The organism is Rhodococcus sp. BP-160, assembly GCF_019836205.1.
Classification (GTDB): Bacteria; Actinomycetota; Actinomycetes; order Mycobacteriales; family Mycobacteriaceae; genus Rhodococcoides.
Map to the genome: position 1 here is coordinate 662,364 of NZ_JABUEK010000003.1, position 22,364 is coordinate 684,727.

At 68.4% G+C, this 22,364-nt stretch carries 20 protein-coding genes; 11 read left to right on the forward strand and 9 right to left on the reverse strand.

All coding sequences use genetic code 11. The features are described from left to right. Positions 1-54: 54 nt before the first annotated feature. Both HQ306_RS15025 and HQ306_RS15030 read left to right on the forward strand, forming a co-directional pair. Complete coding sequence (locus HQ306_RS15025) at positions 55-2,328, forward strand: ATP-dependent DNA ligase (RefSeq protein WP_222632282.1); 2,274 nt, start codon at positions 55-57, stop codon at positions 2,326-2,328. A gap of 193 nt (positions 2,329-2,521) precedes the next feature. Next, positions 2,522-3,730 (forward strand): lipase family protein, encoded by a 1,209-nt coding sequence (locus HQ306_RS15030; protein WP_027506087.1) that lies wholly within the window; start codon positions 2,522-2,524, stop codon positions 3,728-3,730. Between the two features lie 8 nt (positions 3,731-3,738). On the opposite strand, the gene HQ306_RS15035 is transcribed toward HQ306_RS15030, so the two are convergent. Both HQ306_RS15035 and lon read right to left on the reverse strand, forming a co-directional pair. Beyond that, complete coding sequence (locus HQ306_RS15035) at positions 3,739-5,613, reverse strand: ABC transporter ATP-binding protein (protein ID WP_222632284.1); 1,875 nt, start codon at positions 5,611-5,613, stop codon at positions 3,739-3,741. A 100-nt stretch (positions 5,614-5,713) separates the two neighbouring features. Then, positions 5,714-8,032, reverse strand: a complete 2,319-nt coding sequence (lon, locus tag HQ306_RS15040) for an endopeptidase La (RefSeq protein WP_222632286.1) — start codon at positions 8,030-8,032, stop codon at positions 5,714-5,716. Between the two features lie 166 nt (positions 8,033-8,198). On the opposite strand from lon, the gene HQ306_RS15045 reads away from it, so the two are divergent. Next, the gene (locus HQ306_RS15045; RefSeq protein ID WP_222632288.1) at positions 8,199-9,461 is read left to right on the forward strand and encodes a GNAT family N-acetyltransferase; all 1,263 of its coding nucleotides are present in this window, start codon (positions 8,199-8,201) and stop codon (positions 9,459-9,461) included. A gap of 12 nt (positions 9,462-9,473) precedes the next feature. On the opposite strand, the gene HQ306_RS15050 is transcribed toward HQ306_RS15045, so the two are convergent. Further along, on the reverse strand, positions 9,474-9,869 hold the full coding sequence (locus HQ306_RS15050) for an OsmC family protein (RefSeq protein ID WP_222632294.1): 396 nt from the start codon (positions 9,867-9,869) through the stop codon (positions 9,474-9,476). Between the two features lie 43 nt (positions 9,870-9,912). After that, positions 9,913-10,728, reverse strand: a complete 816-nt coding sequence (locus tag HQ306_RS15055) for an alpha/beta fold hydrolase (protein ID WP_222632297.1) — start codon at positions 10,726-10,728, stop codon at positions 9,913-9,915. A gap of 118 nt (positions 10,729-10,846) precedes the next feature. On the opposite strand from HQ306_RS15055, the gene HQ306_RS22640 reads away from it, so the two are divergent. Both HQ306_RS22640 and HQ306_RS15065 read left to right on the forward strand, forming a co-directional pair. Beyond that, a complete protein-coding gene (locus HQ306_RS22640) occupies positions 10,847-11,404 on the forward strand; it encodes a DUF4190 domain-containing protein (RefSeq protein ID WP_235578862.1) in 558 nt (185 codons plus the stop codon). Between the two features lie 48 nt (positions 11,405-11,452). After that, positions 11,453-11,719: a hypothetical protein gene (locus HQ306_RS15065; RefSeq protein WP_056695702.1), complete on the forward strand. Its 267-nt coding sequence runs from the start codon at positions 11,453-11,455 to the stop codon at positions 11,717-11,719. A 9-nt stretch (positions 11,720-11,728) separates the two neighbouring features. Here HQ306_RS15065 and HQ306_RS15070 read toward each other — a convergent pair whose 3' ends face one another. Then, the gene (locus HQ306_RS15070) at positions 11,729-12,214 is read right to left on the reverse strand and encodes a ribonuclease H (RefSeq protein ID WP_027506082.1); all 486 of its coding nucleotides are present in this window, start codon (positions 12,212-12,214) and stop codon (positions 11,729-11,731) included. A gap of 136 nt (positions 12,215-12,350) precedes the next feature. Here HQ306_RS15070 and HQ306_RS15075 point away from each other — a divergent pair, with 136 nt between their 5' ends. From HQ306_RS15075 to HQ306_RS15100, 6 genes are all read left to right on the forward strand, one after another. Continuing rightward, a complete protein-coding gene (locus HQ306_RS15075) occupies positions 12,351-13,382 on the forward strand; it encodes an oxidoreductase (RefSeq protein WP_308115519.1) in 1,032 nt (343 codons plus the stop codon). 10 nt (positions 13,383-13,392) lie between these two features. After that, positions 13,393-14,334: a DNA-3-methyladenine glycosylase gene (locus tag HQ306_RS15080; protein ID WP_051613416.1), complete on the forward strand. Its 942-nt coding sequence runs from the start codon at positions 13,393-13,395 to the stop codon at positions 14,332-14,334. A gap of 165 nt (positions 14,335-14,499) precedes the next feature. Further along, entirely contained in the window at positions 14,500-15,018 is a 519-nt protein-coding gene (locus HQ306_RS15085) for a VOC family protein (RefSeq protein ID WP_027506079.1), read from the forward strand. Between the two features lie 61 nt (positions 15,019-15,079). After that, positions 15,080-16,027, forward strand: a complete 948-nt coding sequence (locus HQ306_RS15090) for an aldo/keto reductase (RefSeq protein WP_222632301.1) — start codon at positions 15,080-15,082, stop codon at positions 16,025-16,027. Positions 16,028-16,037: 10 nt separating this feature from the next. Continuing rightward, on the forward strand, positions 16,038-16,523 hold the full coding sequence (locus HQ306_RS15095) for a DUF309 domain-containing protein (RefSeq protein ID WP_222632303.1): 486 nt from the start codon (positions 16,038-16,040) through the stop codon (positions 16,521-16,523). Between the two features lie 50 nt (positions 16,524-16,573). Beyond that, positions 16,574-17,836, forward strand: a complete 1,263-nt coding sequence (locus tag HQ306_RS15100; protein ID WP_222632305.1) for a multidrug effflux MFS transporter — start codon at positions 16,574-16,576, stop codon at positions 17,834-17,836. A 1-nt stretch (position 17,837) separates the two neighbouring features. Here HQ306_RS15100 and HQ306_RS15105 read toward each other — a convergent pair whose 3' ends face one another. From HQ306_RS15105 to HQ306_RS15120, 4 genes are all read right to left on the reverse strand, one after another. Continuing rightward, entirely contained in the window at positions 17,838-18,602 is a 765-nt protein-coding gene (locus HQ306_RS15105; RefSeq protein ID WP_222632307.1) for a deoxyribonuclease IV, read from the reverse strand. Positions 18,603-18,611: 9 nt separating this feature from the next. Continuing rightward, complete coding sequence (locus tag HQ306_RS15110; RefSeq protein WP_051613431.1) at positions 18,612-18,953, reverse strand: carboxymuconolactone decarboxylase family protein; 342 nt, start codon at positions 18,951-18,953, stop codon at positions 18,612-18,614. Between the two features lie 41 nt (positions 18,954-18,994). Further along, complete coding sequence (locus HQ306_RS15115; protein ID WP_027506074.1) at positions 18,995-19,978, reverse strand: NADPH:quinone oxidoreductase family protein; 984 nt, start codon at positions 19,976-19,978, stop codon at positions 18,995-18,997. 92 nt (positions 19,979-20,070) lie between these two features. After that, positions 20,071-22,317, reverse strand: a complete 2,247-nt coding sequence (locus tag HQ306_RS15120) for a bifunctional diguanylate cyclase/phosphodiesterase (protein ID WP_222632309.1) — start codon at positions 22,315-22,317, stop codon at positions 20,071-20,073. Positions 22,318-22,364 lie beyond the last annotated feature (47 nt).

Consider the following 22,364-nt stretch of genomic DNA (forward strand, 5'->3'; position numbering starts at 1 on the left):
GGCACCGCTCTCGAACATACCCAGCTCGCGAAGCACGCAATCTATCCTGGACCCATGGCATCGCTGGAGGTCGCGGGGCGACAGATCGCCTTGACCAACGTCGACAAGGTGCTGTGGCCGGAGACGGGCACCACCAAGGGCGAGGTGATCGACTACTACGTCGACATCGCGCCCGCGATGCTCCCCCACCTTCTCGGACGCCCGGTCACGCGGAAGCGATGGCCGAACGGGGTCCAGGCAGGCTCGTTCTTCGAGAAGAACCTCGCCGCGTCGGCCCCGGACTGGCTCGATCGACGACGTCTGCACCACTCCGACCGCGTCGTGGTCTACCCCGTCTTCCACACCGCCGCCGATCTCGCGTGGCTGGGACAGCAGGCTGCGCTGGAAGCCCATGTGCCGCAATGGACTTTCGACGGCGACGAGCAGGGCAAAGCCACCCGCATCGTCTTCGATCTCGATCCGGGCGAGGGCGTCGACCTCGACACCTGCGCGACCGTGGCCTGTGAGGTACGGGCGATGATCACCGACATCGGGCTCACCGCCCACCCCCTCACCAGTGGTAGCAAAGGCATACACCTGTACGTCCCGCTGGAGAAGCCGGTCTCGTCGTCCGGTGCCTCGACCGTCGCGAAACGCGTTGCGACGCTTCTCGAGGAGAAGATGCCCGATCTGGTCACCGCATCGATGTCGAAGGCTCTGCGGCCCGGGAAGATCTTCCTGGACTGGAGTCAGAACAACGGCAAGAAGACCACCATCGCGCCGTACTCGCTGCGCGGACGCGACCGCCCTACCGTCGCGGCTCCGCGGACGTGGGACGAGCTCTCCGGCGGCGGTCTCGCCCAACTGAGCTTCGAGGAGGTGCTCGCTCGCTTCCACCGGGACGGCGATCTGCTCGCCGGCCTCGATCCGGAGCCGGAGGCGTCGACGATCACCGACAGCCTCGGTCCGTACCGCGGCAAGCGGACTGCCTCGCGCACACCGGAACCCGTCCCGACGACATCGACGACTCGGGAATCCGCGGACCCGATCTTCGTCATCCAGGAACACCACGCACGTCGACTCCACTACGACTTCCGACTCGAGCGCGACGGCGTGCTGGTCTCGTGGGCGGTCCCGAAGAATCTGCCGACGGACGAGAAGAAGAACCATCTCGCCGTGCACACCGAGGACCATCCGATGGACTACGCATCCTTCGAGGGGACCATCCCGCAGGGCGAGTACGGCGGCGGCGAGGTGAGCGTCTGGGATCACGGCACCTTCATCACCGAGAAGTGGCGGGACGACGAGGTCATCGTCGAACTCGCGGGTGAGCGCGTCGCGGGCCGGTACGCACTGATCCGGACCGACCGGGACCAGTGGCTCGTGCACCGGATGACATCGCGCCCCCAGCCGACACGCACGGAACTGCCCCGACACCTGCGGCCGATGCTGGCGTCCGCCGGAACGCTGTCCGGACTCGAAGCCGACGAGTGGTCGTTCGAGGGGAAGTGGGACGGCGTCCGCATCGTCGCGACCCTCGACCACGGGGACGTCGTGCTCGAGAGTCGGACCGGACAGGACCTCACGCGCCGCTACGCGGGGATCACGGCGCTCGCCGCGGATCTGTCCGACCATGCGGTCGTACTGGACGGTGAGGCCGTGGTCTACCGCGCGGACGGAGTCACCAGCTTCCAGGCACTGCAGGACGCGCATCCCGACGACGTGCAGTTCATCTGCTTCGACATCCTCCACCTCGACGGCACGGATCTGACGGGCAAGAAGTTCACCGACCGGCGCAAGATCCTCGAGCTGCTCCTGACCGGCCTCGAGACGGCGACCGTCTCGCCGCTCCTGCCCGGCACAGCGGCGGGAGCACTGTCCGAGAGCGAACGCCGCGGGTGGGAGGGCATCGTCGCGAAGCGGAGGGACTCGACCTACGAGGTGGGCCGACGCAGCACCTCGTGGATCAAGGTGAAGAACTGGCGGACGCAGGAGGTGGTCATCGGCGGATGGCGCGCCGGCAAGGGTTCCCGCACCGGGAGCATCGGGTCGCTCCTGCTCGGCATCCCGTCGAAGAACGGACTGCACTACGTCGGGCGCGTCGGCACCGGATTCACCGAGCGACAGCGTGCGGACCTGTTGACGCTTTTGCGTCCGGCCGTCGTCGACGAGTCACCGTTCGACGAACCTCTCCCCACCGCCGACCGCCGCGATGCGACGTGGGTGGCCCCCACCGTCGTCGGCGAGGTGCGGTTCTTCGAGTGGACGGACGGCGGCTCGTTGCGCCATCCGAGCTGGCGGGGCCTGCGTGAGGACAAGACCGTCGAGGACGTTCACCGCGAGGACTGAGCGCTCCCACTCGAGTGGGCAAAGTTTGGACCTTACACAAGAACCCTCGAATACGGTTGTCGCCGTCGTGTCGCTTGCTTACGGTTCGATCACGGGGCCGGGGCGCCGTTTCCCGAGTGGAACCGAGCGCTCGGGCAGTGTTCAATGTGGCTGTCGTTCGATAACCGCACAGTCGGTTCGTAGGAGTGTTCCAGTGAGATCCATTCGTCGCCTCGTGCTCGCCGCGGTCACCGCAGCCGTCGTCGCTGCCGCCCTTCCGGGGACCGCAGCCGCAGACGCCCAGTACCCGACCCCCAGTGCCGACCCGTTCTACTCCGCTCCGGGCGACATCTCCGGGCTCGCACCGGGCACGATCCTCGCCAGCCGTCCGATGCCCAACCCGCCCAACTTCATCGGCGTGTCGACGTGGCAACTGGCGTTCCGCAGCACCGGCAGCGAGGGCAACCCCATCGTCGGTGTCACCACCGTCTTCGTCCCACTGGGGAAGGCGCCCGACGGCCCGCTGCTCTCCTACCAGCAGATCGTCAATGCTCTCGGCCTGAAGTGCGCGCCCTCGCAGGCGTTGTGGTCGACCGACCCGAACGTCGTCATCCGCGACGCCGCCGCCTTGAACGCGGTGTTCACCCGCGGCTGGTCGGTCTCGATGCCGGACCACCTCGGCCCCAACAGTGCCTACGGTGCCGCCAAGCTGGGCGGTCAGATCACGCTGGACGGTATCCGCGCTGCCAAGAACTTCGATCCTCTGCAGCTGCGCAACAGCCCCGTCGGCATGGGCGGCTACTCCGGCGGCGGCATGGCCACTGCCTGGGCAGCCGCGTTGGCACCCTCGTACGCACCCGAGTTGAACATCGTGGGCAGCGCCCAGGGTGGCGTTCCGATGAACCTGTTGAAGATGGCCTACATGCTCGGCGAGAACACACCGCACCCCGTGTTCGGGCTGGCACTGGCCGCGGCGATCGGTCTCGGTCGCGAGTACCCGGACCGGATGCCCGTGTCGCAGAACCTGACTCCCCAGGGCACGTCGATGATGAATCAGATCGCCGACTCCTGCACCAACGACATCCTGGCCGTGGGCGCCAACCACAGCGCCGCGGAGATCACCGCGAACAAGTCGGTGTTCGCAGATCCGCAGGGCCGTGCTGTCGTGGAAGAGAACAGTGTCGAGCTCTACCCCGGCGTTCCGCGCGCACCGATCTTCGAGTGGCACAGCCCGACCGACGGGCTCATCCCCGTCGACGCCATCGACAGCACCACCGCCCGGTACTGCAGCGCCGGCGCTCGAGTGCAGACGCTGCTCACCCCGACACCCGACCACCTCAGTGGCGCGTTGCTCGGGCTGCCGTCCGCACTGCAGTGGCTGAACGATCGCTTCGCCGGCCTGCCTGCACCCAGCACCTGCTGATCGGAGGGTCAGGCGCGGACCGGTTCGTCGAACTGCGTGCGGTAGAGCTCGGAGTAACGACCCGAGTTCGCCAGCAGTTCGGTGTGCGTACCGCGCTCGACGACGCGGCCGTTCTCGATGACCAGGATGAGATCGGCCGCCCGGATGGTGGAGAGCCGGTGCGCGATGACGATGGACGTCCGTCCCTCCAGTGCCTCGGCGAGTGCCTCCTGCACCGCGGCCTCGGACGTGGAGTCCAGTGACGCGGTGGCCTCGTCCAACACCACGACGGTGGGACGCGCCAGCAGCAGGCGGGCGATGGTGACGCGTTGACGCTCACCACCGGAGAAGCGATAGCCGCGCTCGCCGACCACGGTGTCCAGGCCGTCCGGCAGCGACAGCACCAACTCCTCGAGACGCGCACGCCGCAGCGCGGACCAGATCTCCTCCTCCGTCGCATCCGGGCGCGCCAGGGTGAGATTGGAGCGCAACGTCTCGTGGAACAGGTGGCCGTCCTGCGTCACCATGCCGACGGTGCGCCGGATCGATTCGGCCGTCAGATCCCGCACGTCGACGTCACCGATGCGCACGGCACCGGAATCCACGTCGTACAGCCGCGAGACGAGCTGCGCGATGGTCGACTTTCCTGCACCGGACGAGCCGACCAGGGCCACCATGTGTCCGGGCTCGGCGCGGAAGGACACCCCGTGGAGCACCTCCTCGCCGCCGCGAGCATCCAGGACGGACACGTCCTCCAGAGACGCCAGTGACACCTTGTCGGCCGACGGATAGGCGAAGCGGACGTCGTCGAAATCGACGGTGACCGGGCCCTCCGGAACCGCCCGGGCATCGGGTTTGTCGGTGATGAGCGGATCGAGGTCGAGGATCTCGAAGACCCGCTCGAAGCTCACCACGGCGCTCATGATGTCGACGCGGGCGCTCGCCAGTGCGGTGAGCGGCGCGTACAGCCTGGTCAGAAGCAGCGCGAGAGTCACGACCGACCCTGCGTCGAGCTGCCCCCGCAGCGCGTAGAAGCCACCGAGGCCGTAGACGAGCGCGAGTGCCAGCGCGGACACGAGGGTCAGCGCCGTCACGAAGACGGTCTGGACCATGGCCGACCGCACGCCGATGTCGCGGACGCGGCCCGCCCGCAGCGCGAACTCGGCCGACTCGTGGTCCGGGCGTCCGAACAGCTTGATCAGTGTCGCGCCGGGAGCGGAGAAACGCTCCGTCATCTGCGTCGACATGGCCGCGTTGTGCGCGGCGGCCTCACGCTGCAGGCGGGCGAGCCGAGTGCCCATCCTGCGGGCCGGGAGCACGAAGATAGGCAACAGCAACAGTGCCAGCAGGGTGATCTGCCAGGAGATCCCGAGCATGACGACGAGGGTGAGCAGCAACGTCACGAGGTTGCTGACGACACCCGACAGCGTGCCGCTGAAGGCGCGCTGCGCCCCGATGACGTCGTTGTTCAGCCGCGAGACCAGGGCACCGGTGCGCGTGCGTGTGAAGAAGGCGATGGGCATCTTCTGCACGTGGTCGAACACGCGAGTACGGAGGTCGAGGATGAGGTTCTCGCCGATTCGCGCCGAGAGCCACCGGTTCACCAGCCCCGTACCGGCATCGAGCAACGCCACGACCGCGATGATGACGGCCAGTACGAGGACCGTCCCGTACGCGCTGCCCTGCACGATCGCGTCCACGACACGGCCGGCCAGCACGGGCGTCGCGACGGCCAGGACCGCCGCGACGACGCTGAGGATCAGGAACCCGACGAGCAGGGAGCGCAGGGGTCGCGCGAACACCATGATCCGCCGCACGGTCACCCGGGAGAACGGTCGGTGATCGTCGCCGTTGGTGTGCATCGATCGGTACATCTGGTTCCACGCGGTCATTTCCATACTCATGTGGAACCTCCTGTTACTCGTCACGATCTCTGCACACCCACGGCGCGGCCCGTTCACCTGCACTGAGGGCAACCCCCGCGCTGCCCCGCTCATTCCGTGGTCAGGCCGCGGCGACCTGCTCCCGCGCAGGTTCGAGGGCTTGGGCGACGATATCGGCGACGTCCGACATGGGCCGGACGTCGACGGCAGCCCGTACCTCGGCCGGCACGTCGTCGAGATCGGGCTCGTTTCGCGCGGGAACGAACACGGTGGTGAGTCCGGCGCGCTGAGCGGCGAGCAATTTCTGCTTCACCCCACCGATCGGGAGTACCCGACCGTTCAGGGAGACCTCGCCCGTCATGCCGACGTCGGACCGCACGGGACGGCCCGTCGCCATCGACACCAGCGCGGTGACCATCGTGACGCCCGCGGACGGGCCGTCCTTCGGTACGGCGCCTGCCGGCACGTGGATGTGGATCGCCTTGTCCAGCGCCGTGGGGTCCACCCCGAGTTCCGCCGCGTGCGACCGTACGTAGGAGAGCGCGATCTGCGCCGACTCCTTCATGACATCGCCGAGCTGACCGGTGAGGGTGAGGCCGGCGGTGTCACCCGTCGAGCTCGCCTCGATGAACAGGACGTCGCCGCCCAGACCGGTCACGGCCAGGCCCGTCGCGACACCGGGGACCTCGGTGCGTTCGTGTGCCTCGGGGGTGAAGCGGGGCCGTCCGAGGTAGGTGACCAGATCGGGCTCGTCCACGGTGATGGGCCGCTCGTCTTGCGCCAGCACGGTCGCCACCTTGCGCAACGCCTTTGCCAGCAGTCGCTCGAACTGACGGACACCGGGCTCACGGGTGTAGGCGGCGGCGATCGTGCGGAGTGCAGCGTCCGTGACGGTCACCTCGGCATCGGTCAGTGCAGCGCGGTCGACCTGCCGCGGGAGCAGGTGGTTCCGTGCGATGACGACCTTGTCGTCCTCGGTGTAGCCGTCGATGGTCACCAGTTCCATACGGTCCAGCAGCGCTGTCGGAATCTGGTCGATCACGTTGGCGGTCGCCAGGAACACCACGTCCGACAGGTCGAGATCGAGGTCCAGGTAATGGTCACGGAACGTGTGATTCTGAGCCGGATCGAGGACCTCGAGCAGCGCCGCCGCGGGGTCACCGCGGAAGTCCGATCCGATCTTGTCGATCTCGTCCAGCAGGACGACGGGATTCATCGAGCCTGCCTCGGCGATCGCACGCACGATCCGGCCCGGCAGGGCTCCGACGTACGTACGCCGGTGTCCGCGAATCTCTGCCTCGTCGCGCACGCCACCGAGGGCGACGCGAACGAACTTGCGGCCCAAAGCCTTCGCCACCGACTCGCCCAGCGAGGTCTTGCCGACGCCGGGAGGACCGGCCAGCACCATGACGGCACCGGATCCACGTCCGCCCACCACCGTCAGACCGCGTGAAGCGCGCCTCGACCGGACGGCCAGGTACTCGGTGATGCGGTCCTTCACGTCGTCGAGTCCGTGGTGGTCGGCATCGAGAACGGCGCGCGCTGCCACGATGTCCGTGCTGTCGTCGGTCGTCACCGTCCACGGCAATTCCAGGACCGTGTCCAACCACGTTCGGATCCAACCACTCTCGGGACTCTGATCGCTCGAGCGCTCCAGCCGGCCCACCTCGCGCAGCGCCGCCTCACGAACCGAGTCGGGCAGGTCTGCGGACTCGACGCGTCCGCGGTAGTCGTCGGCACCGTCGGGCTCGCCCTCGCCCAGCTCCTTGCGGATGGCGGCGAGTTGCTGGCGCAGCAGGAATTCCTTCTGCGTCTTCTCCATGCCGTCGCGGACGTCGCCGGCGATCTTGTCCGTCACCTCTACCTCGGCGAGGTGGTCGGTGGTCCACTCGGTCAGCACCGTCAATCGTGCTGCCACGTCCGGGGTCTCGAGCAACTGCCGCTTCTGGACATCGGTGAGCCACGACGCGTAGCCGGCGGTGTCGGCCAGCGCGGACGGGTCCGAGAGCTTGTTCACCGAGTCGATGGCCTGCCATGCCTCGCGGCGCTGCAACATGGCCAGAACGAGCTTCTTGTACTCCGCGGCGAGAGTCCGTACGGCGTCCGTCGGCTCCGGCTCGGACACCGGCTCGGCCTCCACCCACAGAGCGGCGCCGGGACCACTGACTCCGGTGCCGATGTGCGCACGCTTCTCCGCCTTCAGCACCGCAGCCGGCTCACCGGTGGCGAGACGGCCGACCTGCACGATCGTCGCCACGACACCGTAGGCGGGGTAGCGGTCGTCCAGTCGTGGGGCGATCAGCAGAGTGCCGTCGGCGCTGGTCCGCGCGGCGTCGACCGCAGCGCGGGCAGCGTCGTCCAGTTCGACCGGCACGACCATGCCGGGCAGGACGACGGGGTCGGTCAGGAACAGAACGGGCAAGCGAGTCGATTCGCTCATGGGGTCCTCCAAGGTTGCGCGTGATCAGCTCAACTTGGCGGCGGTCACCGGTGTTCCCGCGGATGAGGGCGTTCGCTGGAGGCGGACATGTGCGGTCGCGTGCCCTGACGACACGCGACCGCACATGCGTTGGCACTCGATTCCGCTGATGCATACCGTGACGGACATGGAACTGGAGCTTCGAACTCACCACGCCCGGTCCACCTCGCTCGCCGACGAACCTGCGGCGGCGACGTGGATTCGAGCCGTCACATTCGGGTTCCACGAGCCCACCTACACCGACGAGGCGTTGGCACTGTGGCTACGCACCGTCGTCGCGATGTCCGTGCGTATGCGAGGAGTCCACGATCTCGACACGGCGGGACTGCGTGATCCGGACCAGCCCGTGGGCACCCTCGGTAGCTGGGACACGACCGTGAACATCGGCGGCTCGCTCCTGCCCGCCAACGCGATCAGCGACGTGACGACCAGAGCGTCACATCGGCGGCGCGGCATTCTGCGGAGGTTGATGACCGCAGACCTGACGGACGCCGCCGACCGGGGGCTGCCGCTGGCCGCTCTGACCGTCAGCGAGTCCGGGATCTACCGCCGGTTCGGCTTCGGCCCGGCCGTGCAGGCCAACGCCGTGAAGGTCCGGACCGACGCGTCGTTCGGCATCACATCGACGATCACGGGTCGGGTCGAGTTGGTCGACCGCGACGTCTACCTCGAGCATGTGGAGGCCCTCTTCGCCGTGTTCCACAGTCGCACCTCTGGTTCGGTGGCTCGTCACCCGTCGGGCTCGGACGCCCTGAGCGGTACCGACCTCCAGACCGGGAAATTGCAGCACACGTTCCGATACGCACTGCATCTCGACGACGACGGACAGTGCGACGGTGCGGTGGCGTGGAAGATCGAGGACGACAACGCCCTGGTGATCCGTGACCTGATCGTGCCGGATCCCGCAGTCGGAATCATGTTGTGGGACTTCCTCGGACGCCACGACCTCGTCACCACGGTCACACAGCGACGAGCGCGAGTGGACGACGCCCTGCCCTACGCACTGCTCGAACCGGATGTCTACACGGTGGAAGGCCGTAGCGACTTCCTGTGGTTGCGAGTACTCGACGTCTCGGCTGTGCTCGAGGCTCGGACGTATCTCGTCGACGGCACGGTCACACTGGCTGTCACCGACGACATGGGCTTCGCCACCGGCACCTACCGGCTCACCGTCGTCCACGGCGAAGGCACCGTGCACCGAACATCGAATGTCGCAGAAGAGTTGGACTCAGACGTACTCCTGGACGTCGCCGCGCTGGGCTCCGTCCTGCTCGGCGGCGTGAGTGTGTCCACGGTGGCGGCGGCCGGGCACATTCGCGGTCCGGGCACCGCGGACCTCGCGGCTCTCATGGTGTGTCGTACCGCGCCTGCCCTGATCACGCCGTTCTGACGATTCACTTCGTCACTCGCTCAGCGTCACGTCCACACCCGTGACGGTCTTGAGGAACGGGCAGATCGAGCGGGCCTGCTCCAGCACGTCGCCCGGGTTGTCGACGCCCGGCAGTGTCACGCCGAGGCGGTAGGCCGCGTCGTAGCCCGCGCCGTCCGCGGAGGACAGCGTCACCTGTCCCTCCACCGATGCACCCTCGAGGGATCCACCCGCGGTACCGACTGCGATGCGCAGCGACTCGAGCAGGCAAGAGCTCAGCGCAGCGGCCATCAACTGTTCGGGGTTGGTCGCCCCACCCGGACCCCCGAGGTCGGAGGGCTCGTGGACATCGAGGGAGAGCACGTCGTCGCTCGAGGAGATCGATCCGTCGGTGGCGGTGACAGTGGCGGTGTACAGGTCTTGGCTCATGTCTGCCGGGTGTCCGCGAACCGCTGTCCGCAAACCACCGAGGTCAGGAGTGCTCGGCGAGGAAACCGAGCACCTCGTCCTCGAACTTCCGCGGCTCGTCGAGAAACAGTGCGTGACTGCTGTTCTCGAACACGACGGTGCGCGCGCCGGGAATCGTGTCACCCACGTACTGTGCCGCTTCCCACGGAAACGCCTTGTCGTGCTTGCCCACCATGACCAGTGACGGCAGCTCGAGTGCCGGCAGCAGATCGCGCCAGTCGTGGTGGGTGTGGTCCGCCATCACCGCGTTGCGCGCCTCCGAGGACATCTTCGCCATCTCCGCGAGGAGGACCTCGACACGCTCGGCGGGGAGGTCGGTGGCGGTGATCTCGTCGAGCTGTTCGCGGTCGAAGTTCTCGCGGTCGTACGTCACACGGCCCTGCACCGCGGCCAGCGACGCGTCGTCGAAGATGCTGGTGTGCGCCAGAGTCCACTCGGGCGTCCGGTACTGCCGCGGAGTCTGCGCGACATAGATCGCCTGCGCCAACAGGTCGGTGCCGAACAGCTCCTGATAACTCCAGATCACCGGACAACCCAGCGACCACCCCAGAACGGTGACGTCCGTCAGCTCCAGCCCCACGAGCAGATCGCGGAGATCCTTGGCCAACCTCGACACCCGGTAACCGTGGCCCGGATCCTCCGAATCACCGTGAGCGCGCAGATCGACGGTGATCACACGGGCATGCTCGGCGAGCCGATCGACACTGCCGTCGAAGAAACGGCCGCTGAATCCCCACCCGTGCAGCATCACGAGCGGCCGTCCCGTTCCCTGGTCGGTGTAGTGCAGGACTGTGCCGTCGCTGACGGTCCACGTACTCATCCTGCTGAGATACCCCACCGGACACCTGCGGTAACGGTGCGATCACGCACCCACGCCGAAGGTGCCGTCCGGCGCTACAGTGCGAGACACCAGCCGAGTCGCCCGTCAGGAGAGACCAGTGAGCGGTCCCACGCCCGAGTACGGCCAGCAGCCCGAGTACGGCGGGCAACCGCCGTACGGCCAGCAGCCTCAGTACGGTCAGCAGCCTCAGTACGGTCAGCAGCCCGGTTCGGGCGGGCAGTACCCACCACCCGGCGGCTACGACGGCGGCTACGGCCAGCCCCCGGTCAGCCCGAAGAACGGCGTGGGAATCGCGGCGCTCATTCTCGGCATCCTGTCGATCCTGGCCTTCTGGACCTTCGGATTCGGCATCTTCCTGGGCATCATCGCCGTGGTTCTCGGCGTGCTCGGCCGCGGCCGAGTCAAGCGCCGCGAAGCCACGAACGGCGGCGTCGCCACGACGGGACTGGTGCTGGGTGTCCTCGGCATCATCGGAGGCGCGGTGTTCATCGCCCTGACCGTGTGGGTGTTCAACGAGGTGGGAGTCGGCGACCTCGCGACCTGCCTCAGCGACGCCGGTGGCGACGCGACACGGGTCGAGCAGTGCCAGCAGCAGTTCACGGACAATCTGGAGAACCAGTTCTCGGTGACCCTGACGCCCGCTCCGACGCCGTGACAGGTGCGGAAGGGTTGACCGCGCGGTGGATCGGGCACACCGGTGCTCATGAGTGATTCCGTGAACGAGCCCGTCGACACCGCATCCATCGACCCGCGCGAGGAATCCAAGGGCACGGGTGCGGACACTGCACAGAGTCCGGACGAACGTGACGAGGCCGTGCGCGAGTTCGACAACCATGCCGAGGCCGAGCCGGCGCCGACCCTCGATCGGAGTGAAGCCGCCGTGGACGAGGGCAAGGATCTGCCCGCCCCGAGTCCGCGCGACGTGACCGCCGGCGACAAGGACGACAAGCAGACCGCTCGCCAGGAATGAGCCTCTGCTCTAGAAGAGCGTGACGGGTTCCTGTGCGCCGACCGGCTCGCACGGCGTCAGCGAACCGTCTCGGATCGCCCGTGCAGCGATTCCTGCCAGCTCGTCCGCCATCTCGTTGAACTGGTTGCCCACGTGTCCGCGGACCCAGCGGAACCGCACCGGACCCTCGCGCTCGGTGATGGCACGGTCGATCGCGCGGACCAGTTCCAGATTGCGCACCGGCCCACCCGTGGACGTTCGCCAGCCCTTGCGCTTCCATCCGGCGAGCCACTCCGACGCACACTTGATGGCGTACTGACTGTCCGACTCGATGAGCATCGGCTCCGGACCCGGATGCGCGGCCACGGCCTCGTACAACGCCCTGAGCTCGGCGATCTGATTCGTGCCGGACGCTTCTCCGCCGGAGGCGGACGGGCCGGTGTGGTCGACCCAGGCCCAGCCGATGGCCCCGCCGGGGTTCTTCAGGCACGAACCGTCGGTACTCACGATGATCACCCTCGAGACAGTACGGCCGAGGACCGACAATTCCGTGGTCCCGCGCCGAGCGCACACCCTGTCCACGGCTCGGCCTACTCTCGAACGTGAACCATCAGCCCAGACCTCGATCTGGACCGACACAGGGAGACGCCACGTGACCTCGCCGACCGACGATCGATCCGCCACCGAGATCCCGGAGAACTTCCGCGCCCTGGTCGCCCGGCAGACCGACGACGGTGTGGATCTGACGTCCGAGACGGTCGACCTGTCGTTCCTGCCGGAGGGCGAGGTGGTCGTCCGCGTCGAGTACTCGGGCGCCAACTACAAGGACGCCCTGGCCGTCACCCCGAAGGGCGGAGTGGTGCGGGAGTACCCCATCGTCCCCGGCATCGACCTCGCCGGTGTGGTGGTCTCCTCGACGTCCGACGGGCTGTCGGTCGGTGACCGCGTCGTGGCACACGGCTACGAGATCGGCACCGGACGTCACGGCGGCTACGCCGAGTACGCGCGCGTTCCGGCCGAGTGGGTCGTGCCGCTCGCGGAGGGACTGTCGACGGCCGACGCCGCCACCATCGGCACCGCGGGCTTCACCGCCGCACTCAGCGTGCAGGCCCTGCTGGCGCGTGGCCTCACCCCGTCCGACGGTCCGGTACTGGTCACCGGAGCGAGCGGCGGGGTCGGCAGTGTCAGCGTGGACCTGTTGTCGCAGGCCGGGTTCGAGGTGGTCGCCTCCACCGGCAAGGAGTCGGCACACGACCTGCTGACTACACTCGGCGCGTCCTCGATCATCGGCCGCCTCCCCGAGGACCCCGACGCGGCGCCGCGTCCCCTCGGGAAGGCGCACTGGGCCGCCGCGGTCGACTGTGTCGGCGGCAAGACCCTCGCGCACGTACTCAGCACCACGAGGTACGGCGGCGCGGTCGCCGCCAGCGGGCTCACCGGGGGAGCCGGGCTCTCGACCACGGTGTTGCCCTTCATTCTCCGGGGAGTGGCCCTGCTGGGCATCGACTCGGTGCAGTTGCCCATCGAGGCCCGACGCACCCTGTGGATCGACCTGGCCGGTTCCCTGCGCCCGAGTCGGCTCGCCGAGGTCACCACCGAGGTGACTCTCGACGAGGTGGCGGGAGTGCTCGACTCCCTGCGCGACGGGGCCACCATCGGTCGCACCCTCGTCCGTGTCGGCTAGCTCGTTTCCCGTGCTCGACCCCGGACACACTTCCCGCGGCGGCGCGGTGGAGATCACGCTCACCTCGGATCGCCCACTCGCCCTGCGGTATTCGTTGTCGCCACACCGCCGCGGAGCGGGCGATCCCGCCCATCGGGTGGAGGCCGACGGATCCATCTGGCGCACCTCACGGTTTCGCACGGGGCCGGTGACGTATCGCCTGCGCCAGGTGGACCGGTTCGAGGTGACCTGCGAGGCCTGGGGCGCCGGCTCCGCGGAGTTCCTCGACTCTCTTCCGGGGCTCGTGGGCATGGAGGACGACGCCGACGGATTCGCGCCCGAGCACCGCATCCTCGCGGAGGCGCATCGTCGATTTCCCCATCTGCGCATCGGCCGCACCGGGCAGGTCATGGAGGCGCTGGTCCCGGCCGTTCTGGAGCAGAAGGTGCACGGGGTCGCCGCCTTCGCGGCATGGCGCTACCTGCTCTCGAAGTTCGGCGAGCCGGCACCGGGACCGGCGCCCGCGGGAATGCGGGTACCGCCGCCCGCCGAGGTCTGGCGGCGGGTGCCGTCCTGGGAGTTCCACCGGGCGAACGTGGATCCGAAGCGCTCCAAGACGATCGTGCGGAGCGCCGCCCTGGCCGACAAGCTCGAACCGATCGTGTCCATGACGAGGGAGGATGCCGAGCGCCGGTTGCGCCACGTTCCCGGAATCGGCGTGTGGACCGCGGCCGAGGTGATGCAACGGGCGCTGGGAGATGCGGACGCTCTGTCCGTCGGCGACTACCACCTGGCGTCGGTGATCGGATGGACGTTGACGGGGGCACCGATGACGGACGACGAGATGCTCGAGTACCTGGCGCCGATCCGGCCGCACCGCTATCGCGCGGTACGTCTGCTCGAGGTCAGCGGAACGGCCCTGCGCCCGAAGTTCGGTCCGCGCACCGTGGTCACCGACCACCGCCATCACTGACGGACGCTGCGAGGTGTGTGCACACAGGTACTGGTGAGCCCACACGATCTCCCGCACGCAGGAGCGGGTGTTCGGTTCACGCAGGCTGTGTTCACACAGCTGCGGGAACACGTGGCGTAGACTTTAAGTTGAAGCTTCAAGTCAACCCGACCCGAAGGACATCCGATGGCCATCTCCCGTCTGAACCACGCCGTGCTCTACGTGCGCGACGCCCAGCGCAGCGCACGCTTCTACTCGGACGTGCTCGGTTTCCGCGTCGTCATGTCCATGGGCGATCGCGCCGTGTTCGTGCAGGCGCCGGACAGCACGAACGACCACGACCTCGGCCTGTTCTCCGTCGGCGACGGAGCGGGCGCGTCCCCGGCCGGCCGCAGCACCGTCGGGCTCTACCACCTGGCCTGGGAGGTGCAGACGCTGTCCGATCTCGTCGACCTGCGGGAGAAGCTGGCCACCGCGGGCGCACTGGTCGGCGCATCCGATCACTCGACGTCGAAGAGTCTCTACGGCCAGGATCCCGACGGCATCGAGTTCGAGATCGCCTGGCTCGTTCCCGCGGACCGCATCGACGACGCCGTCCTCCACGGTCGTTCCAGCATCGCTCCGCTGGACCTCGACGCGGAGATCGCTCGATACGGCGCCGACACCACGGGCGGCATCGGCGTCAGCACGGCGGCGCTGTCCTGACGGACGCCTCTCACCCGGTGCCGGGCGGAAATAGCGACGGCTCACAGGTGTTGCACCGAACATGACTCGTATCGGAACCTCGGACCTGGACGTCTTCCCGCTCGCACTCGGTGCCAACACCTTCGGATGGACGAGCGACGAGCCGGACTCGCACCGCATCATCGAGGCCTTCCTCGGAGCCGGTGGTTCGCTGATCGACACCGCGGACTCGTACTCCGCCTTCGCCCCCGGCAACTCGGGCGGCGAGTCGGAGACGGTGATCGGGGACTGGTTCACCTCGACGGGCCGGCGCGACGACGTCGTCCTGGCCACCAAGGTGAGCCAGCACCCGCAGTTCAAGGGTCTGGCCGCGGGCACGATCGCTGCCGCGGCCGACGCGTCGTTGCAGCGCCTGCAGACCGATCGCATCGACCTCTACTACGCACACTTCGATGACGCGGACACCCCGCTCGAGGAGACGGTGGCCGCCTTCGACGCACTCGTGAAGGCCGGCAAAGTGCGGTACGTCGGTGTCTCCAACTACACGGCGGAGCGCGCGCGGCAGTGGATCGACATCGCACAGCGCGAGGGGTTCGACGCACCCGTGGCGCTGCAGCCGCACTACAACCTGGTGCATCGCCGCAGCTACGAGCCGGAGCTGATGGAGGTCGCCGAGAAGAATCAGTTGGGCGTCTTCCCGTACTTCGCGCTCGCCTCGGGCTTCCTGACGGGCAAGTACCGCACGCGCGAGGACATCGAGGGCACACCCCGTGCAGCGATGACGTCCGGCTACTTCAGTGACGCCGGCCTCGAGGTCGTCGGGGCGCTCGCCGACATCGCGGACGCTCACGGCTCCGCGATCCCCACCGTGGCACTGGCGTGGCTGCTCTCCCGCAACGGCATCGTGGCACCCATCGCCAGCGCGAGCCGTCTCGAACAGCTCGCGTCCCTGACGGACGCCCCGACGTTGTCGCTGACCGCCGACGAGCTCGACCGTCTGACCGCATTGTCGGACAAGGTCGGCGAGTAGCGTCGTCTCGGTGGTCACGCCGAGACGAGAGCGCAACCCCGAGGGCCGGCCGCAGAACGGCCGGCCCCGCGACGGGCTCGGACGTCCCCTGCCCCGCGGAGCCGAGGGCGTCGAGCGCATTCCGGACGACGTCCAGCTCCCGCCGGTCGAGTCCCTGGTCCGTGCCCAGCAACTCCTCGACGACGGCATGCCCTTCCACGCGCACGAGATCCTCGAAGGCACGTGGAAGATCAGTACGCCAGGGGAACGTGCACTGTGGCAGGGCCTGGCCCAGCTCGCCGTCGGTCTCACCCACCTGCTGCGGGGGAATAGCGTGGGAGCCACCTCGCTTTTGACGCAGGGACGTGATCGCATCGGGACGTACGCCGACGCACCCCACGACATCGACATCGCGGGCCTGATGCGGTGGGCCGACCTTCTGGTGGCTGCGCTGGACCGCGGGGAGTCCCCCGTTCCGACAGTCCCGCACCTCACGCATCGCCGACAGTTCACCTGACCGTCACACGGATCGGGAACACATCGCGGCCGCACGGTGCTGCACCCCGGGTGACGACAGACTCCCGCACCACCTCGGCGACTCCCGGCACGGCAGTCGGTACCTCCGACCAGCCGGCCGCACCCTCCAGGCTTCGCACCATCCTGGTTCTCGGCGCCCTCGTCGCGCTGGGGCCGCTCACGATCGACGTCTACCTCCCGGCGCTGCCCGCGATCACCGAGGACCTCGGGTCCACGGATGCCGCGGTGCAGTTCACCCTCACCGGCACCCTCATCGGACTGGCCGTGGGACAGCTGGTGATCGGGCCGCTCTCGGACTCCCTGGGACGTCGACGGCCCCTCATCGCCGGAACGATGATCCACATCGTCGCGTCGCTCCTGTGCATGATCGCTCCGACCGTCGGCGTCCTGGGTGTGACCCGAGCCCTGCAGGGCTTCGGTGCCGCCGCCGCCATGGTCATCGCGATCGCCATCGTCCGCGACCTGTTCGACGGCAGGGCCGCCGCCACCGTGATGTCGCGTCTGGTCCTGGTCATGGGCGTCGCGCCGATCGTGGCACCCAGCCTCGGCAGCCTCGTCCTCATCCACGGGTCGTGGCGCGGCGTGTTCGCCGGGCTCGCGGTCGTGGGTGCCGCCCTCATGCTCGTGGCGATGTTCCTGCTGAAGGAGACGCTCCCCGAGGAGCGTCGTCGACCCAACGAGTTCCTGCCCGTCCTGCGCACCTACGGATCGTTGCTCGGCGACCGACGGTTCGTGGTTCTCGTTCTCGTGGCCGGCCTCGGTATGTCCGCGCTGTTCGCCTACATCTCCGGCAGCTCGTTCGTGCTGCAGGACGGCTACGGACTCGGCGAGCAGCAGTTCGCCCTGGTGTTCGGCATCGGCGCCGTCGCACTGATCAGCGCGTCGCAACTCAACGTCCTGGCGCTGCAGCGCTTCACCCCGCAGCGGATCGTCACCGTGGCACTGGTCGCGATGGCAGCGTCCGGCGCCGCCCTCATCGTCACCACGACCACCGGATTCGGCGGCATCGTCGGATTCATGGTGCCCGTGCTGTTCGTGCTGGCGTCGGCAGGTTTCGTCATGCCCAACTCCCCGGCGCTCGCCCTGTCACGCCACGGTGAGGCCGCCGGCACCGCCGCCGCTCTGCTGGGTGCCGCGCAGTTCGGCATCGGTGCGCTCATCGCGCCCCTGGTGGGCGTCCTCGGCAACGACGGCCCGGCCATGGCCATCGCGATGACCGGTGGCGCGACCATCGCGCTGCTCGCTCTCGCGAGCGTCCGGTCCGAGAAGCCGGTACTCGCCGACGCGGTCTGACTCAGACCGAGCGGAGGTACGCGACGTCGTCCTTCATGCCGTCGGCGGGCGTCTCCAGCATCACCGGAGCGTCCGCCGCGGCGGCGACGGCGGCCAGCACCTCGGCCTCGATCTCGCCGCTCTCGAGATTGGCGTGACGGTCGCGAGCCGAATCGAACTCGTCGCGAGAGTTGTTCAGGTGCACCAGGTCGATGCGTCCGGTGATCGCCCTGACGCGCTCCACGGCGTCCACGAGGTCCTCGCCGCCGGCCCAGGCGTGGCACGTGTCGAGGCAGAACCCTGCTCCGAACTCCCCGACGGCGTCCCAGAGGCGAGCGATGGCGTCGAAGCGCCGCGCCATCGCGAAGTCGCCGCCGGCGGTGTTCTCGATCCAGATCGGAACCGCGAATCCACCGGACTCCGCCTGCCGTTCGAACAGCTTGCGCCAGTTGGCCACTCCCTCGGCGGGATCCTCCCCGTCGCGAACGTGTCCACCGTGGACCACCAACCCGAGAGCACCGATCTCTGCGGCCACGTCGGCCTGCTGCGCGACGGCCTTGCGGGACGGGATGCGGATGCGGTTGTTCAGGCTCGCGACGTTGATGACGTAGGACGAGTGGACGACGATGTCGACCGCACTGTCCCGGACCGCCTCCAACCCCGAACCGACGACGGGCTTGTTCCACTTCTGCGGGTCCGTGAGGAACAGTTGCACCAGGTCGACGTCGAGATCCTCGGCCTCGCCGAGCGGGTTCTCCGAGTTGCGGACGTGTGCACCGATACGCATGTCCCGACCTTACTCGAGCGGACCCAGCTCCTCGTCGAGTACTCGCTGCACCACCCGCATCGCTGCGAGCGCCGCCGGCGCGCCGCAGTAGCCACTGGCGTGGACCACGGACTCCACGATCTCCTCGCGGGTCAGACCGTTGGTGAGTGCGCCCCGGATGTGCCCGCCGAGCTCCTGCTCGGCCCGGAGGGCGATCAGCATGCCGATGTTCAGCAGGCTCCGACTCCGTCGGTCGAGGCCCGGCCTGTTCCACACGGCGTCCCACACGTGCTCGGTGACGTGGCGTTGCAACGCTTCCGAGTCGGTGCCCGTGCTGTTCTCGAGGGCGGCCGCGACGAAGGTATCGCCCATCACCTCGCGGCGGACCGCGAGACCGTCCCGATAGGCATCACTCACTGCAGCGTCACCACGACTTTGCCTGTGGCGGTCCGGTTCTCGAGGGATGCGATGGCCTCGCCGGCCTTGTCGAGCGGGTACACCACCGGCTCCGGCGCCACCAGCGCGCCCGAGGCGAACAGCGGCTCGAGCTCGGCCCACTGCGTCGTCGTGTAACCGGGCCGGCTCATCCACCACGCACCCCATCCGGCGCCGACGACCTCGACGTTGCTCAGCAGCAGTCGGTTGACCTTGACCGTCGGGATGTCGCCACCGGTGAAGCCGATGACCACGAGTCGACCCGCAGGCGCCAGCGATCGGATGCTGTCGGTGAAGCGATCCCCGCCGACGGGGTCGATGACGATGTCGACTCCGCGGCCACCGGTGAGTTCCTTGACCGTGTCCTTCCAGCCCTCGCCGTTCGGGCCCTGCAGCATCACCACATCGGTGGCGCCCGCGGCGCGAGCGACCTCGGCCTTGGCCTCGCTGCTCACCACAGCGATGGTGCGTGACGCTCCCAGTACCGGGGCGAGTCGCAGCGTCGATGTCCCGATGCCGCCACCGGCGCCGTGGACCAGGACGGTCTCGCCCTCGGCCAGACGTCCGCGCTCGCGGAGGGCGAAGTGCACCGTCAGATCGTTGAAGAGCAGTCCCGCACCGGCCTCGAACGAGACGGCGTCGGGCAGCGCGAAGACGAGGTCGGGGGTCGCCACCGCCACCTCGGCCATACCGCCGCCGAATCCGGTCAGCGCCGCCACTCGGTCACCGGGCGCGAATCCCGAGCCCTCGGGCGCGGACCGCACGACACCGGCGACCTCGCTTCCGGGCACGAACGGCAGGTCCGGCTTGTACTGGTAGAGCCCACGACTGAGCAGTGCGTCGGGGAAGGCCACGCCGGCCGCACGCACGTCGATCACCACGCCGTCGCCGGTGGGCTCGTCGAGATCGGTGAGGGTGAGGGCTTCGGGGCCTTCGAGGGTGGTCACCTGCACTGCGCGCACGGACTGTCCTTTCGCCGGTCGACGGTCGAGGGGTGGTGCGAGTCGACTCGGGCCTCAGGTTACAAAGAACCCGCCGTCGCCGGTGCGCTGGGTCACACAGCAGTACGAGCGGCGCCCACTGCAGAGTTCACGGCCTTCACCGTGCGCACGACGTCGCCCGCGGGAACCGGCCGCGCGATGTGGAAGCCCTGCACCGCGTCGCATCCGAGTCCGCGCAGCACGTCGAGGGTGTGTTCGTCCTCGACGCCCTCGGCCACGATGTGCAGACCCATGCTGTGCGCGAGAGCGATGGTGGATCGGACGATCGCGAGGTTGGCGGAGTCCGACGCGAGCGAGGTGACGAAGGACCGGTCCATCTTCAGCTGCTGCACCGGAAGCGACGCCAGGTACGTCAAGGAGCTGTACCCCGTGCCGAAGTCGTCGATGGAGAGTGAGACTCCCTGCGCGCGAAGCGCTTCGAGCGTGTCGATGGATCGTTCGGGATCGGTCATCGCGGACGACTCGGTGACCTCGAAGACGACGGCGTGCCCGGGAAGGCCGTGGTCGTCCAGAGCCGTTCGCACTCGGGACGCCAGGGAGGAGTCCACGAGATCCCGGACGGAGAGATTGACGGCCACGTCGATGTCCAGTCCCGCCAGCCGCCAGCGTCGGCACGCGGCCATCGCCGTGTCGATGACGAACGAGGTGACGGCCGGGAGCATGCCGGTCTGCTCCGCACTCGGCAGGAACGCGGCCGGCAGCAGCAGCCCCTCGCGCGGATGTCGCCACCGCAGAAGGGCTTCCATTCCCGACACGGCTCCGGTGCGCAGGTCGAGGCGGGGCTGGAAGAACACCTCGAGCTCACCTCCCGTGATGGCGTCCTCCAACTCGCCCATCCTCCGGAGCTGATCGATCCTGTCGATGTCCATCGTGTGGTCGTAGACGGCCAGTCGCGGTTGCCGGGACTTCGCGGCCACCACGGCGGCGTACGCCCGCTGCACCAGCTCCTCGGATCGTGGGTGCGGCGTGTCGGTCGACAGTGCCACGGCCACACTGCTTTCCAGCGTCAGCTTCATGTCCCGCACCTCGAGCGGGGCCCCGACCGCGCGTTGCGCAGCGATCGCGACCGCCACGGCGTCGTGCCTGTCGACGGGGCCCGGCAGGACGAGGGCGAACTCGTCACCCCCGAGACGTCCCACCGTCGCCGACGAGTCCACCGTGTCGACGAGTCGGCGACCGATCTCGGTGAGCACCTGATCTCCCACCGCGTAGCCGAAGGTCTGGTTGATGTCGGAGAACCGGTTGAGATCCACCAGCACCAGGGCCACTCCGTCGCGGCCCTCCGGACCGAGGATCTCGTGCAGCCGGCGCCCGAGCCGGCCGCGGTTCGCCAGTCCCGTGACGGAATCGGTGTCGGCCGCAAGGCGCAGTGCCCGCGACTGTCGTTGCAGCAGTGTCAGGAACGAGGTCATCCGCACGGCGCCGAGGACGACGATGATCGAGGCGGCGATCACCACCGCGGGCCCCCAGCGAGTGACCGGAGTGCCGCGCATCAGTTCGATGCTCATGACGACCGGCGTCATCGCCACGGCCGAGGTCAGCAGGATCAGTCGAGCCATCCCCGTCTGCGCACGACTGATGGTGCTGACACGCGGACGCTCGTCGTGTCGCAACGCCGCCGCACCGAAGAGCACGTAGGACGCGAGCCAGCAGACGTTGAGGATCGTGCTCTCGGCGGGACCGTCCGCGACCACCACGTACGAGGTGTAGTCGGCGACCACCATCAGTGCCGTGGCCGCACCCAGCAGCCAGTGGGTGGTGGAGCCCGCGCGTCGCTTCAGCACGACGAAGACGAGCAGTACCAGCAGGAAGACGTCGATCTCGGTGTAGAAGATGCCGAGCCACGTTCCGGCGTCGGGCACGCGCTCGCCTCGGGGACCGGACACCACGACCCAGGACGCGAGACCCACCCCCGCGGTCATGATCGCGGCTTCGAGTCCGTCCGCCGGACTCAGCATCGGGGTCCCCGAACTGCGGACCGACAGCAGGGCCACGACGATGAGGAGGTACCCCAGGACGTAGGCGGCGTCCGCCACCGACGGGAGAGGTACGCCGCCGCCCGAGTTCTCCATCACCGCGATCGCGATGTCGCCGACGACCCAGAACGACAGCGCCGACGCGACGATCCACCACGAATGGGTGCTCACCTTGCGGTGTGCGCGGATGCCGACAGGAATGGACGCCACCGCACCCACGGCGATGACGCAGTACAGCACGCTGGACACCACGCCGGGCGGAAGCGTCGCGTACACGGCGATCGCGAGCGCACCGACCACGAGAAAACGGGTCGGCGAGGGCATCGAGACCATGCTGCCTCTCTCGTGACCCCGACCGACATGGACGGAAT

Excerpts from the sequence above, each read along its gene's own strand:
- HQ306_RS15025 (WP_222632282.1), top strand. The coding sequence starts at position 55 with ATGGCATCGCTGGAGGTCGCGGGGCGACAGATCGCCTTGACCAACGTC.
- HQ306_RS15035 (WP_222632284.1), bottom strand. The coding sequence starts at position 5,613 with ATGAGTATGGAAATGACCGCGTGGAACCAGATGTACCGATCGATGCAC.
- lon (WP_222632286.1), bottom strand. The coding sequence starts at position 8,032 with ATGAGCGAATCGACTCGCTTGCCCGTTCTGTTCCTGACCGACCCCGTC.
- HQ306_RS15045 (WP_222632288.1), top strand. The coding sequence starts at position 8,199 with ATGGAACTGGAGCTTCGAACTCACCACGCCCGGTCCACCTCGCTCGCC.
- HQ306_RS15050 (WP_222632294.1), bottom strand. The coding sequence starts at position 9,869 with ATGAGCCAAGACCTGTACACCGCCACTGTCACCGCCACCGACGGATCG.
- HQ306_RS15055 (WP_222632297.1), bottom strand. The coding sequence starts at position 10,728 with ATGAGTACGTGGACCGTCAGCGACGGCACAGTCCTGCACTACACCGAC.
- HQ306_RS15065 (WP_056695702.1), top strand. The coding sequence starts at position 11,453 with ATGAGTGATTCCGTGAACGAGCCCGTCGACACCGCATCCATCGACCCG.
- HQ306_RS15085 (WP_027506079.1), top strand. The coding sequence starts at position 14,500 with ATGGCCATCTCCCGTCTGAACCACGCCGTGCTCTACGTGCGCGACGCC.
- HQ306_RS15090 (WP_222632301.1), top strand. The coding sequence starts at position 15,080 with ATGACTCGTATCGGAACCTCGGACCTGGACGTCTTCCCGCTCGCACTC.
- HQ306_RS15105 (WP_222632307.1), bottom strand. The coding sequence starts at position 18,602 with ATGCGTATCGGTGCACACGTCCGCAACTCGGAGAACCCGCTCGGCGAG.
- HQ306_RS15110 (WP_051613431.1), bottom strand. The coding sequence starts at position 18,953 with ATGGGCGATACCTTCGTCGCGGCCGCCCTCGAGAACAGCACGGGCACC.
- HQ306_RS15120 (WP_222632309.1), bottom strand. The coding sequence starts at position 22,317 with ATGCCCTCGCCGACCCGTTTTCTCGTGGTCGGTGCGCTCGCGATCGCC.